Raw genomic sequence first — 13,902 nt, 5'->3', positions numbered from 1 at the left:
TTTTATAGTTGCCTTGAACAATTATATCGTCAGAGATTGCAGGCATTTCCATCTGGAAACTGAGATTTTTAGTCTCAGCTTGAGTGCGGGTAAAGCTTTCAACATCATCGAATAATTCCTTGAGGTTGACTGGTGAACAGTCTAACTCCATTTTACCAGCTTCAATTTTGGCAATGTCCAAAATGTCATTGAGGATATTTAACAGGTGCAAAGACAATTCATGAGCTTCTGTAATAAACTCATGCTGTTCTTCTGGATCATCTGTCATGCCTTCTAAAATCAGCTTTAAGAAGCCAATCATGCCATTTAGGGGAGTACGAATTTCATGGGAGACATTGGCCAGAAATTCACTTTTTAAGCGGGAAGCTTCTTCAGCTTTTTGTCGAGATTCTTCTAGTTCTTTATATAAAGTAGCATGAGCGATCGCTGTTCCTAATTGATCTGCGACTTCTTTAGCTAATTCTAATTCTGCTCGTGTCAATGGATAGCATTCATTAGTAAAGGTAAGAGCCGCTAAACCATTAGCTTTATCTTTGTAACAAGTAGCAACAACCAGAACTTTGTACTGTGGAGATTGGTTACTACAGGGAACTGCCATCACTACTGGTTCTAAAGTAGCCAAAGCCTCAGCAAAAGCTGGCTCAGAAGATATGTCTATTTCTGAGCCAAGTATAGAAATTTGCCCTGGTTGATGATACTCAGCAATTACCCGAACCTTGGTATTAGAGGGTTGATAAGGGCAAATAATACAGCGTTCTAGGTTGAGTTTTGTCCCCAAACTATCAACTGTTTGTTGCCAAATAATATCTAACTCTAGTGTCCGGCGGATATTTCTGGTGATTCTGTTTAATAAATTTTGATGTCGTTGCAACCGCAAAGCTAACTCCAGTGCTGTCGGCAATTTCAGTGCCTGATTCGCTTCTGGAGGTTTAATTGTGGATGGTAGTACCCTACCTATGACTAAGACGGTAGTTGTCGGTTGACCAAATTGCGGTAGAATCGGCGTAATTGTCAATTCCAACTCTAATAATTCAATATTTGGGCATTTAAACCAACATTTCACCCTTTCTGGTACAGAACTGCTTAAAATATGGTGTAACTGTTCCAAATAAGCAGTTTTATCTACCGGCGCAAAGCTATCATTCTCATTTAGTAGATCAACTATCTTCTGGGGATCATACCCTAAGTAGTCGCTATGCTGCCAATAGAATGTCAGATAGCGACCAGATCCGTCTTGGGTATATACTAGCTCTGCTCCCAGATTTGCTGATGAGCCATCTGGACTACGGGGACTAGATTCCAGATTTAGAGGAATTAAATTTGGCAATTGGGTATTGGCAGTAATAGTCATTAATCGAGTTGGATAGACAAAAGGCTTTCTACCGTGCTTATACTAAAGCCACTTAAATTCTGGCATAAACTGTTACAGCTTTCACATTTTTTAATTATGGATTTTTGACTTTTCTGGCATTTAAGACATTAATTTTTACATTTCTTATCATTGATTGATACTTGCCAGGTAATTTTAATCATTCCATTCACCACGAGGGGGAACAGGTGTGCGTAGAGGGGTACGTGTTAACTCATCATCCCTGGTAAAATCACCCCGCAACCATTGACGGATAGCCACCTCAATCACTTTACTGGGATCATTAGTGAGATGTTGAATTTGCTCTATTAATTCGGAATCTAGATTAAGAGCGATTTCTGTCTTATCAGCGCGTTTGTTATCTGCACTGTTAGGTTGTTCCTGCATATTCATGGTTTTAAATACTCTGAAATAGTTTAATTGAAAGCGTTGTCAAGCAATTATGATATTTATAAATCAGTCTATTTAATTGTAAGCTGCTAGGTCATCAACACTAGGAGCTATAAATAGATTGTGAACTACCCACACTGACCTGACGGTATAGTGTGAGCTTCCTGCCCAACAGAAAGCGTAGTAGTAGATTTCTTGCGTCCTCTATTACTGTGACTTACATCTGGGCGACAGGCTTCTTGATGAAGTTGTTCATGGGGGAAACCCCCAAGACCACACTTTATCGCTTTATCCCCCGTTCCAGAGGAGCCAGCACCGTGGGCGGGTTTCCCGACTTGAGGCGACTGGCTTGTCAAAATTCGTAGTCCTTCATCTCGAAGGTTAATCGCTGCATTAATATCTCTGTCATGCTTAGTCTGGCACTTTTCACAAGTCCAATACCTGACATCAAGTGGCAAGCTACCCACCTGATTTAAACAGACATGACAAGTTTTTGACGAAGGGAAAAATCTATCAACTTCTTGATAAATCTTCCCTTCGTTTTCTGCTTTGTATTTAAGTATCGTGCAAAACATACCCCATCCAGCTTGCTGAATAGATTTGGCTAGACAATGGTTTTGCATCATACCTTTAATATGAAGATTTTCCACCACAATTACTTGGTTTTCGTTAACTATCCTACGAGATAGCTTGTGGAGAAAATCTTCACGGCAGTTAGTGATTTTTCTATGAACTCTAGCGACTTTCTTTCTGGATTTATTCCGGTTATTAGAGCCTTTTTGCTTTCTAGATAATTGTTGCTGCTTGAGTTTTAAATTTTTCTCATGTTTATTAAGTATTCTGGGATTATCAAACTTAGAACCATCACTGGTAATTACAAAATGGGTTAATCCCAAGTCAACACCTATGGACTTACCCTCGGCGATTAGTTCTGGCTTTTCTTTAGCATCATCAAATAGAATAGCGGCAAAATACTGATCACTACAGTTTTTAGTAATGGTTACAGTTTTAATTTTTCCCTCAATTTCCCTGTGGATAATTGCCGATACTTTTCCTATTTTTGGCAGGATTAATTGATGATCGGAAATTTTGACATTTTGAGGGTACTGTATCGCTTGCTTACCGTGTTTAGATTTGAATCTTGGATATTTGGCTCTTTTTTCAAAGAAGTTGTTAAATGCAACTCCTAGGTTTAAGCAGGCTTGCTGTAAGCACTGAGAGTAAGTCAGGGCAAGCCAGTCATTCTCTTTCTTAAGTTGAGGTATTAGCTTTTTGACTTCATAGCCAGACAAACCTTTCCCTGTCTCTTTATAAGTTTCGTTCATCAAGTTCAGACAATAATTCCACAACCAACGACAACTACCAAAAGCTTGCGCCAATGACTGCTGCTGTTGAGAATCTGGATATAATCTGACTTTGACGACTTTTAACATTTTAGAGTGAAATCTATTTGCTATAGAATAGCATAATGCCCTGTCTGGTCAGTCGTGGGGCTTCTGTCGGTTCAAGCTAAATAATAGCTTAAGTTGTTGTAACAGGGAACAGGGAACAGGGAATATAAAGACAATATATGGAATTAATTTTTTCCGATTACTTAACTTTTGCCTCTTCCCTGTTTCCTTTTGCCTTATTCTCTCAGAAAGCATTAAAATACATGAAGTAAATAGTTTTCACTTTGGTTTGCTTTAGGGCAAAGATGGTATATGACTGACGTTCCCGCAGATCGCATTCGTAATTTTTGTATTATTGCTCACATTGATCACGGGAAATCTACTCTGGCTGATCGCTTACTACAGGCTACTGGGACTGTAGAAGATAGACAGATGAAAGAGCAGTTTCTCGATAACATGGATTTGGAACGGGAGCGCGGCATTACAATTAAGCTGCAAGCTGCCCGGATGAATTATACTGCTAAGGATGGTCAGCAGTATGTTCTCAATTTAATTGATACTCCTGGACACGTGGACTTTTCCTATGAAGTGTCGCGTTCTCTGATTGCTTGTGAAGGAGCATTATTAGTTGTGGATGCGTCTCAAGGCGTAGAGGCGCAAACCCTAGCCAATGTATATTTAGCTCTAGAGAGTAATCTAGAAATTATCCCGGTTTTAAATAAAATTGATTTACCAGGGGCTGAACCAGAGCGAGTAATTGGCGAAATTGAAGAAATTATCGGTTTAGATTGTAGTGGGGCAATTTTAGCTTCAGCTAAAGAGGGAATTGGCATTGCTGAGATTTTAGAAACAATTGTCGCACGGGTTCCCGCACCGGCGAACACTGTCAATGAAAAGCTCCGAGCGCTGATTTTTGATAGTTATTATGATAGTTACCGGGGTGTAATTGTTTATTTCCGGGTGATGGATGGAACTGTAAAAAAAGGCGATCGCGTCTACTTAATGGCATCAGAGAAAGAATATGTCATTGATGAATTAGGCATTCTCTGTCCCACTCAAAAGCAAGTTGAAGAACTTCATGCCGGGGAAGTAGGTTATTTTGCCGCAGCCATTAAAGCCGTAGCTGATGCCAGAGTAGGGGATACCATTACCCTGTGCAAAAACAAAGCCACAGAAGCTTTACCTGGTTACGCTGAAGCCAATCCCATGGTATTTTGTGGGATGTTCCCCATAGACGCAGATCAGTTTGAAGACTTGCGGGAAGCTTTAGAAAAACTGGAACTCAATGATGCGGCATTACAGTACGAACCTGAAACTTCTAGTGCCATGGGTTTTGGTTTCCGGTGCGGGTTTTTGGGATTGCTGCACATGGAAATCGTCCAGGAACGCTTAGAACGGGAGTATAACCTAGATTTAATCATTACCGCCCCTTCAGTGGTTTACAAAGTCGTCACCATCAAAGGTGAAGAACTGTACATTGATAATCCTAGCCGCTTACCTGGACCCAATGAGCGCGACAGAATCGAAGAACCCTATGTCAAAGTAGAAATGATTACTCCAGAAACCTACGTTGGTTCTTTAATGGAGTTGTCACAAAACCGACGGGGAATCTTCAAAGATATGAAATATCTCACCCAAGGACGGACTACACTCACCTATGAGTTACCTTTAGCGGAAGTTGTTACCGACTTTTTTGATCAAATGAAATCCCGTTCTCGCGGTTACGCCAGTATGGAATATCATCTGATTGGCTACCGGGAAAATCCTTTGGTAAAATTGGATATTATGATTAACGGTGATCCAGTGGATTCCTTAGCCATGATTGTCCACAGGGATAAAGCCTACAATGTCGGCAGAGCCATGACGGAAAAACTCAAAGAACTAATTCCCCGTCATCAATTCAAAGTCCCCATTCAAGCTTCCATTGGTGCGAAAGTTATTGCCAGTGAACATATTCCAGCTATGCGGAAAGATGTCCTAGCTAAGTGCTACGGTGGCGATATCAGCCGGAAGAAAAAACTTTTGCAGAAGCAAGCCAAAGGTAAAAAACGGATGAAGGCGATAGGTACGGTAGATGTACCCCAGGAAGCTTTTATGGCTGTGCTGCGCCTAGATCAAAGCTAATTTACTAATTTTTAGTTTATTGGTGAAAACTCGCCTGTATGCAATGGTGACGGAAACTACAGGCGAGTTGATTCTTGCAATCATCGAAAAAATGGGTAAGATTGACAAGTTTAAATCTCAAATTTGTTACCTTTAATGTTATCTATCTGAGGCAGTGATATCACTTTGTAGTAGGATAGTTTATTTGTTATTTAAAATTTTCAGAAGACTACCACTGCAATTGATTAACTGATATGATTTGACCTGGAAGAGAGCAAATCAAAAAAGCATTTATCGCAAATTTACTGATATATAATTATGGTTGTTGTAGCAATTCTCGCGGCTGGAAAAGGCACAAGAATGAAATCTAATCTGCCTAAAGTTTTACATTCTTTGGGTGGAAAATCTTTAGTTGAACGGGTGATTGAAAGTGCTGAACCTCTTTCACCTTCTCGCAGATTAGTAATTGTTGGTTATCAGTCCCAAGAAGTAAAAACGGCGTTGGATTCAATTCATGGGGTGGAATTTGTAGAACAGACTGCACAATTAGGTACAGGTCATGCTATCCAACAATTACTTCCCCATTTGGAAGGTTATACAGGGGATTTATTGATTTTAAATGGTGATGTGCCTTTGTTGCGGACGGAAACTTTAAAAAACCTCTTACAAACTCACCAAGAAAATCAGAATTCATGTACTATTCTCTCTGCACAATTAGCAAATCCCCAAGGTTACGGACGGGTTTTTCGGAATAGTGAAGGTATTGTCCAAAAAATGGTTGAGGATAAAGATTGTACTCCTAACCAAAGAGAAAATGACCGCGTGAATGCTGGTATTTACTGTTTCCGTTGGCCAGATTTAGCAAATTTTTTACCTCAATTAGCAGCAAATAATGCCCAAAAAGAATATTACTTAACTGATGCTGTCACTCAGGTTGGTAAAGTAATGGCTGTAGATGTGGAAGATTATCAAGAAATTTTGGGAATTAATGACAGATTGCAATTAGCAACAGCTAACGATATTTTGCAAAGACGGATTAAGGAAAAATGGTTGTTAGCAGGTGTGACGCTAATAGATCCTACCAGTATTACGATTGATGAAACGGTGGAATTACAACCAGATGTGATTATTGAACCGCAAACTCATTTGCGCGGAAAAACGGTAATTCAAGCTGGTAGTCGCATTGGTCCGGGGAGTTTCATTGAGAATAGTGAATTGGGGGAAAATGTCACTGTTCTATATTCTGTAGTCACAGATAGTATTGTTCAATCTCAAACTCGCATTGGACCTTACGCTCATTTACGTGGTCATGCTGAGGTGGGTATCGGTTGCAGAATTGGTAATTTTGTGGAGTTAAAAAATACTCAATTAGGCGATCGCACTAATGTAGCACACTTATCATATTTAGGTGATACCACAACTGGAACTCAGGTCAATGTGGGTGCGGGGACAATTACTGCTAATTATGACGGTGTGAAGAAGCATAAGACAATTATAGGCGATCGCACTAAAACCGGTTCTAATAGTGTTTTAGTTGCACCTATTACTGTGGGGAATGATGTCTACATAGCCGCAGGTTCAACGGTGACGGAAGATGTCCCTGATGATTCTTTGGTAATTGCACGCAGTCGTCAAGTTGTCAAAACAGGTTGGAAAATGAAAACTGATAGTTAATGTTTTTTAGGGTGCGTTCCTAACGCACCTTTTTATCCAAGACAGGAGTTAATAATTACTAGAAGTTGGTAAAGTTAGTAATTGCTTCTGTGATTTTATTCATAACTTCATCCACAGTTATGACTCCCAATTCCCCAGAAGCACGGGTACGGATACTCAAGCTGTTGGCTTCCACTTCCTTGGCACCAACCACCGCCATGACAGGTATTTTATCCTTTTCCGCGTTGCGAATCAACTTGCCCAAGCGATCGCCACTGGTATCCACTTCCGCCCGAATACCCAATGCAACCATCTTCGCTGCTACTTCCTTAGTAAAATCTAATTGAAGATCACCTACAGGTAATAACCTGATTTGCACAGGTGCTAACCACAAGGGGAAATCACCCGCGTACTCTTCAATCAAAATCCCAATTAATCGTTCCAAAGAACCAAAGGGGGCGCGGTGAAGCATTACTGGACGTTGACGCGAACCATCTTCAGCTACATATTCTAAATCAAACCGTTCAGGTAAGTTATAATCTACTTGTACAGTTCCCAATTGCCATTCCCGTTCTAAAGCATCACTGAAGATAAAATCGAGTTTTGGACCATAAAAAGCCGCTTCCCCAATTCCTTCAAAATGATCCATTCCCAATTGTTGCACAGCGCGACGAATCGCCCCTTCAGCTTTATCCCAAGCTTCATCAGAACCGATATACTTATCACTGGCTGGGTCACGGAAACTGAGTCTAGCTTTAAAATTCTTTAATTGCAGACTTTTGAAAACGCTCAAAATCAAATCTACAACATTCAGAAATTCACTGTCTAACTGTTCGGGAGTTACAAACAAATGAGAATCATCAACTGTAAAACCACGCACCCTGGTTAAACCACCCAATTCTCCCGATTGTTCATAACGGTAAACTGTACCAAATTCCGCCAAACGCATCGGTAATTCCCGATAAGAGCGTAATTCACTCTTGTATATTTGGATATGGAAAGGGCAGTTCATTGGTTTCATCACAAAACCCTGTTCTATGGCTCTTGCTTCCTCATCTTCAGCCATTAAAGGAAACATATCTTCCTTGTATTTCTGCCAGTGTCCAGATGTTTTAAATAAATCAACTCTGGCAATATGGGGAGTAACGACAGGTAAATAACCCCGTTTTAACTGTTCTTTTTTGAGGAAGTCTTCTAAAATCGTTCTTAACAAAGTCCCTTTGGGAGTCCACAAGGGTAAACCAGGTCCGACTAAATCGGAAAAGATAAACAATCCTAGTTCTTTCCCTAGTTTACGATGGTCACGGCGCAAAGCTTCCTCTTTCCGGCGTTTATACTCTGCTAATTGTTCGGGAGTTTCCCAAGCTGTAGCATAAATTCGTTGTAATTGGGCGTTGTTTTCATTTCCCCGCCAATAAGCACCAGCAACGCTTTCTAATTCTATGGCTTTGGGATTAATTTCGCTGGTATTTTCCAAATGTGGCCCCGCGCACAAATCCCACCATTGCTCTCCTAAATGGTAAATTGTGATGGGTTCTTGTTTGATATCTCCGAGAATTTCCAGTTTATAGGGTTCGTTAATAGCTTCAATGCGGCGTTGTGCTTCTTCTCGGCTGACTTCTTCTCGAATTAATGGTAATTTGCGATTAATAATCTTCACCATTTCTTTTTGAATGGTTTTCAAATCCTTATCGCTAAAGGGTTCTGGACTATCAAAGTCATAATAAAACCCATTTTCAATCCAAGGACCAATTGTAACTTGCGCTTTAGGAAACAGCTTTTGCACTGCCATTGCCATAATATGCGAAGCTGTGTGGCGAATCTTTTTTAATGTTTCTGATTCGCTGGTTCGGGGTAAATAGATTTTTTCGACTGGTTGAGTTTCTTGATTTGGCGACATCGGCTATTAAACTTTTGGCGAAGTGATTAAAATAAAGTTGACAAAAAATATCTTTACAAAATAAATAATAGTCCACTGGCTATGGTTTCTCCTAATTTAGCCCAATCACAAGCTTTTGGTAAAAACCATACAAGTCAATCGGGTTGTTAGGGAATAGGGAACAGGGAACAGGGAACAGAAAAATTTTCTTCTTTCTTCTTCCTGACTCCTGACTCCTGACTCCTGACTCCTGATTTATTCCTTTAGACGTATCCAGACTTACTCCCCCAGGAACTTTACAAATTTCTTGCCAAATTTATATAATTGTGCTTCAGATGCGAAGTTACAGATTTACAGATTTTTTGATGTGGGAAGTTATGAACTGATTGTTAAGAATCGTAAATAACGTTAATATAAAAAAAGAATTAGGAAATATGCTTCTCATATATGGGGGACTCGAATCTACCAAGTGCTGATTTACTGAAATCAGTCTTAGAACCGCTGTTAGAGGATTTTCAATATTGGTTTGAGCGATATCGTCAAATCCTGGAAAATGAGAAAATCCAATTTATGAGCGAACAAGAGCAGACTGACTTACTAAAACGAGTTAGGGATGCACAAGAAGAACTCAACACGTCCAGGATGTTATTTACGGCAACTAATCAACAAGTGGGAATTGATATGGCAACTGTAATGCCTTGGCATCAATTAGTTACAGAGTGTTGGGGTGTGGGAATGCGTTTAGGTCAGTCAAAGGAATCATGAAATCCTTGACAAAGTAGAAATTGTAAAGATATTAGACAATTCTTAACATTGTTTTCATAAAAAAATAATGTGTCTCATGTTACCTTTATCTGAATATAAGGATTGCATAATATAATATACGCGCACAAGTAAAGAATTTTACATTCTCTTTTACCGTAAATTATTTATTTACGGAGTTTTAAGTTTTACAAGATAACATTTTTAACCATTGCTGTTCTGGAGGAAAATTCCATGCTACACCTACTTTATATTTTAGCTTTCACCGTTTTGGCATTTATGGCTGTTGGTAACTTAATTCGCAATCTGATCATGTTCAGTTTTGACAGAGAACGAACTTATTCAAATAACCAATCATCATCAGGTGGCTTTGGTTATTATGCAGCTAGAAGGCAATATGTCCCCCATCCTGAATTGTTAGACAGTGCAGGTAATATGATTAAAGAACCTCTGTTGGTAATGCGTTCAATTAATGTTGAAGATGCACGGGAACAGTTAGATGCACTTTATGAATCTTCTCCTAGTCAGAAAATTGATCGCTCAGAAGGGGCTTAATTAATACTTGTTGTCATTGGGGATTTTGTCAAGGGTTAGGGGTTTAGCATTGTGCTGAACCCCTAAGTTGTTAGTAGTTCTAAATCAAACTAAAGCAGTTTCAGGAATTGCCCCTTGCATTTTCATAAAAGTATCAATTAAAGTTTGCAATTGTTGATCTGCTTTAAATACTCCTAAACCTCTTGCTGTTACCTTCCCAGGAGAATAAACAAATCTGGCTTTCATGGTGGGAGTTAGGTTTTCTGCTAATAGATTCCAAGCGGGTTCTTCCATGGGAGTTTCTAAAACAATGTGCTGTTTATTCTCTGGTTTAATGCGGCTAAATCCCAGATTTTTGGCTAATTGTTTTAATTCCATCACGCGCAATAATTGATTTGCTGGTACGGGGATAGTCCCATATCTATCAGTCCATTCAGCAGCAATTTGTTTTAATTCATATTTTGATTTTACCGTGGCTACAGCCCGATAAGCACTCATTTTTTGATCAAGATCGGTAATGTAAGTAGAAGGAATAAATGCCGTGAGATTAAGGTCAATTTGCGTATCTTCAACTTTGGGAATTTCTTGACCTCTAATTTCTCGAATTGCTTCTTCTAACATTTCCATATACAAATCAAAGCCAATCACATCCATTTGACCAGATTGTTCTGCACCTAACAAGTTTCCCACACCGCGAATTTCCATATCTCGCATGGCTAATTGATATCCAGAACCGAGTTGGGTAAATTCTTGAATTGCTCTTAATCTTTGTCTGGCTGCGTCGGATAATTCTCGTTGTTTGGGGTAAAATAACCATGCGTGAGCTTGAATTCCTGCCCGTCCCACTCGTCCCCGTAATTGATATAATTGCGATAAACCAAAACGGTGAGCATCTTCAATTAGAATTGTATTAACTCGCGGAATATCTAAACCAGATTCAATAATTGTTGTACAAACAAGAATATCAGCGTCATTATTCCCAAAAGTCAGCATGGTTGATTCTAACTCGCTTTCGTCCATTTGACCATGGGCGATGGCAAATCTGCCTCCGGGAACCATTTCCCGCAATTTTGTAGTGGTTTCTTCAATTCCGTCTACTCGCGGAACTACATAAAATACCTGTCCACCTCGATCTAATTCTTGACGAATTGCACTTCTCACAATATCAGAGTTGAGGGGTGAAAGATGAGTTTGAATTGGTCTTCTGGTGGGAGGTGGAGTGGTAATTAAACTCATTTCCCGAATTCCCGATAAGGACATATATAAGGTTCTGGGAATAGGAGTTGCCGAAAGAGTTAAAACATCAACTTGAGTTTTGAGGCTTTTGATTTTTTCCTTTTGATTAACGCCAAATCTTTGTTCTTCGTCAATTACCAAAAGTCCTAAATCTTTAAATTGCACACCTTTTCCTAATAACTGATGTGTCCCCACAACTATATCTAATTCTCCCGTAGCCAGTCGTTTTTGAATATTCCGTTTTTCTTCCGCACTGCGAAAACGATTTAGTAAACCTACATTCACAGGATAAGGAGCAAAACGTTCTTTAATTGTGTGATAATGTTGTTGAGTTAAAATCGTTGTTGGGGCTAAAAGTGCCACTTGCTTTCCTGCGGTAACGGCTTTAAAAATCGCCCGAATTGCCACTTCTGTTTTGCCAAAACCCACATCTCCACATACTAACCGATCCATCGGTCTTTCGCTTTCCATATCCCGTTTGACATCTTGTACCGCTTTGAGTTGATCTGTGGTAGGTTGATAAGGGAAAGAATCTTCCATTTCTTCTTGCCAAGGCATATCTGCGGGATAGGAAAAACCTTCTTGTTTAGATCGCGCTGCGTACAATTTTAACAAATCTACCGCTAATTTCTTAATGGCTTTGCGGACTTTATTCTTGGTATTTTCCCAAGCTTTTCCGGTCATTTTATGTAATTCTGGGGCTTTGTCTCCACTGGTGCGGAAACGAGATAAAGAACCAACTTGGTCAGCCGCAACTCTTAATAAACCATCTGCATATTGGACAACTAAATAATCACGGGTTTCATCATTAATTGTCAAACTTTCTAATTTGACAAATTTACCAATACCATGACTACGATGAACAACATAATCTCCCTGCCGTAATTTGTTAGGATCAACTTGTTTAGATGCCGCTTGACGACGTTTGCGAACATAGCCAAAATTAGCTAAAGAATGTTGTCCATAAAATTCTCTATCGGTGACAATAACTAACCGAAAAGAAGGTAAAATAAACCCTTCTAATTCTGCTAAACCGGAATATTTAAGAGCAATTGGGATATGATTAATTTGCAGTTTATCAATAGCTTGATAATCACGGGGATTGGGGATAAACTGCGCGGGACAATCATGTTCTTGGAGGAGAGAAACAGAACGAGAAGGTTGAGCCGAAAGTATCCAAACTGCAAAATTGCGATTGCGTTCTTGTCTAATTGTCTCAGCTAACTTGGCAAATTGGTGAGGTGTAACAGGTAAAGGTCTACTAGCTAAATTCAAACCACTATTTTCTTCCGACAATTCCGATAAATATAACTTTCTAAAATTCCCAATTTCCCCTATACACTCATCAAAAGTCCGATGAATTTTGGGAATCTGCGGATAATTTCCCCCAGTCCCCAGTTTCCACTGACTTTGAGCATTTTCCACCCAGCGATCGCTATGAGCATAACATTGTTCTGACTCATCAATGGCCACAATGGTATTTTCTGATAAATAGTCCAGTAATGAAGCGGGTTTTGCAAAAGCCAACCCCAAAAATCGCCGACTTCCTTCTAATGTTCCTAACTCTTCCAAAGACGTTCCAGAGAACGTTTCTACATTTCCTGGTAAATTTTTCAGTGCATCTAAAATAATTGGGGCAAAACTTGTCGGGGTGAGGGTGATTTTTTCCACCTTATCCAGGGCAGAACGTTGGGTGGTGGGGTCAAATTCCCGAATTTGTTCAATTTCGTCGCCGAACCATTCCAAGCGCACAGGTAACTCCGAGGACACGGGAAACACATCCACAATATCCCCCCGTCTACTCCATTGTCCTTCAGTTTCCACCAGGGGAACTCGTTCATATCCCAAAATCGTGATTTTTTCCCCAAACCCATCTAAATCAAATTCCATCCCTTTTTCTAAAGTGACACAAAATGATTTAAACGCTTCCGATGGTGGCAAATGTGGCTGTAACGCCCCCACAGTCACAATTATCGCCGTTTTTTGCTTTGGCAACCCCTGTTGTACGGGCGGGGTCTCCCCGCCCCTTGTTTGATCACCCCTCACAACCAAATCTGCTAAAACCTGCATTTGTCCCCAACTCAACTCATTTTCAGGGTCAAAGGGTTCATAAGGGGATGCTTCGGAAGTGGGGTAAAAGTGGACAGTTTTCCAGCCCATGGCTTCCATTTGCGCGAAAACCCGACCAGCTTCCTCTAGGGTGGCACAGACCACACACAAATCCTGATCTTCATAGTTGGCTAATGCTGAAGCTACCAGTCCCTTGGGGAGACGAGAAATGCCATTTAACCGCAATTCCTGTTGTTTGTTGAGTTTGGTAATTAGTTCTGCGGTAAGTGGCGATCGCGCCAAAGCACGCACAATAGAAGAAAAGGCCATAAGTTTTACGCTAAAAAAGGAAGTCGCTGCTGATGTCAAAATCTAAAAGCAGGTTATATCCACTATTTTAAAAGTTTTCATCGCACTCTAGAGGATGAACCGAAAAGAATCAAGCTGAACTACTCATAGACAGAAGAAATATAGCTACTACTTTGTGTATAGTCAAAGTATTTAGAGAATTACCTAAAATACTGGATACTAATAAA

Annotated in this window: 9 protein-coding genes; 4 read left to right on the top strand and 5 right to left on the bottom strand. The window is 40.0% G+C overall.

The genetic code is table 11. The features are described 5' to 3' along the window. From FJR11_RS12760 to FJR11_RS12750, 3 genes are all read right to left on the bottom strand, one after another. Positions 1–1,351: histidine kinase dimerization/phospho-acceptor domain-containing protein (locus tag FJR11_RS12760; protein ID WP_168504141.1), on the bottom strand; the 1,351-nt coding region annotated here is incomplete at its 3' end. A gap of 174 nt (positions 1,352–1,525) precedes the next feature. Beyond that, complete coding sequence (locus FJR11_RS12755; RefSeq protein WP_168504139.1) at positions 1,526–1,762, bottom strand: hypothetical protein; 237 nt, start codon at positions 1,760–1,762, stop codon at positions 1,526–1,528. 125 nt (positions 1,763–1,887) lie between these two features. Beyond that, entirely contained in the window at positions 1,888–3,192 is a 1,305-nt protein-coding gene (locus tag FJR11_RS12750) for an RNA-guided endonuclease TnpB family protein (RefSeq protein ID WP_168504137.1), read from the bottom strand. Positions 3,193–3,462: 270 nt separating this feature from the next. Here FJR11_RS12750 and lepA point away from each other — a divergent pair, with 270 nt between their 5' ends. Further along, on the top strand, positions 3,463–5,274 hold the full coding sequence (gene lepA, locus FJR11_RS12745) for a translation elongation factor 4 (RefSeq protein ID WP_168504135.1): 1,812 nt from the start codon (positions 3,463–3,465) through the stop codon (positions 5,272–5,274). A 297-nt stretch (positions 5,275–5,571) separates the two neighbouring features. After that, positions 5,572–6,927, top strand: a complete 1,356-nt coding sequence (gene glmU / locus FJR11_RS12740) for a bifunctional UDP-N-acetylglucosamine diphosphorylase/glucosamine-1-phosphate N-acetyltransferase GlmU (RefSeq protein ID WP_168504133.1) — start codon at positions 5,572–5,574, stop codon at positions 6,925–6,927. A gap of 58 nt (positions 6,928–6,985) precedes the next feature. Here the strand turns inward: glmU and thrS are convergent, their stop codons facing one another. Continuing rightward, positions 6,986–8,806, bottom strand: a complete 1,821-nt coding sequence (gene thrS, locus FJR11_RS12735; protein WP_168504131.1) for a threonine--tRNA ligase — start codon at positions 8,804–8,806, stop codon at positions 6,986–6,988. A gap of 426 nt (positions 8,807–9,232) precedes the next feature. Here thrS and FJR11_RS12730 point away from each other — a divergent pair, with 426 nt between their 5' ends. Both FJR11_RS12730 and FJR11_RS12725 read left to right on the top strand, forming a co-directional pair. Continuing rightward, on the top strand, positions 9,233–9,550 hold the full coding sequence (locus FJR11_RS12730; RefSeq protein WP_168504129.1) for a DUF2605 domain-containing protein: 318 nt from the start codon (positions 9,233–9,235) through the stop codon (positions 9,548–9,550). 231 nt (positions 9,551–9,781) lie between these two features. Then, entirely contained in the window at positions 9,782–10,102 is a 321-nt protein-coding gene (locus FJR11_RS12725; RefSeq protein WP_168504127.1) for a DUF2973 domain-containing protein, read from the top strand. An 84-nt stretch (positions 10,103–10,186) separates the two neighbouring features. On the opposite strand, the gene mfd is transcribed toward FJR11_RS12725, so the two are convergent. Further along, entirely contained in the window at positions 10,187–13,696 is a 3,510-nt protein-coding gene (gene mfd / locus FJR11_RS12720) for a transcription-repair coupling factor (RefSeq protein WP_168504125.1), read from the bottom strand. Between the last annotated feature and the right edge of the window lie 206 nt (positions 13,697–13,902).

The organism is Anabaena sp. UHCC 0187 (genome assembly GCF_009712035.1).
Taxonomy (GTDB): Bacteria; Cyanobacteriota; Cyanobacteriia; order Cyanobacteriales; family Nostocaceae; genus Dolichospermum.
Note: the sequence above shows the minus strand (reverse complement) of the source record. Positions and strands in the feature narration are given on the sequence as shown.

Excerpts from the sequence above, each read along its gene's own strand:
- thrS (WP_168504131.1), bottom strand. The coding sequence starts at position 8,806 with ATGTCGCCAAATCAAGAAACTCAACCAGTCGAAAAAATCTATTTACCC.
- FJR11_RS12725 (WP_168504127.1), top strand. The coding sequence starts at position 9,782 with ATGCTACACCTACTTTATATTTTAGCTTTCACCGTTTTGGCATTTATG.
- glmU (WP_168504133.1), top strand. The coding sequence starts at position 5,572 with ATGGTTGTTGTAGCAATTCTCGCGGCTGGAAAAGGCACAAGAATGAAA.
- lepA (WP_168504135.1), top strand. The coding sequence starts at position 3,463 with ATGACTGACGTTCCCGCAGATCGCATTCGTAATTTTTGTATTATTGCT.
- FJR11_RS12755 (WP_168504139.1), bottom strand. The coding sequence starts at position 1,762 with ATGAATATGCAGGAACAACCTAACAGTGCAGATAACAAACGCGCTGAT.
- FJR11_RS12750 (WP_168504137.1), bottom strand. The coding sequence starts at position 3,192 with ATGTTAAAAGTCGTCAAAGTCAGATTATATCCAGATTCTCAACAGCAG.
- mfd (WP_168504125.1), bottom strand. The coding sequence starts at position 13,696 with ATGGCCTTTTCTTCTATTGTGCGTGCTTTGGCGCGATCGCCACTTACC.
- FJR11_RS12730 (WP_168504129.1), top strand. The coding sequence starts at position 9,233 with ATGGGGGACTCGAATCTACCAAGTGCTGATTTACTGAAATCAGTCTTA.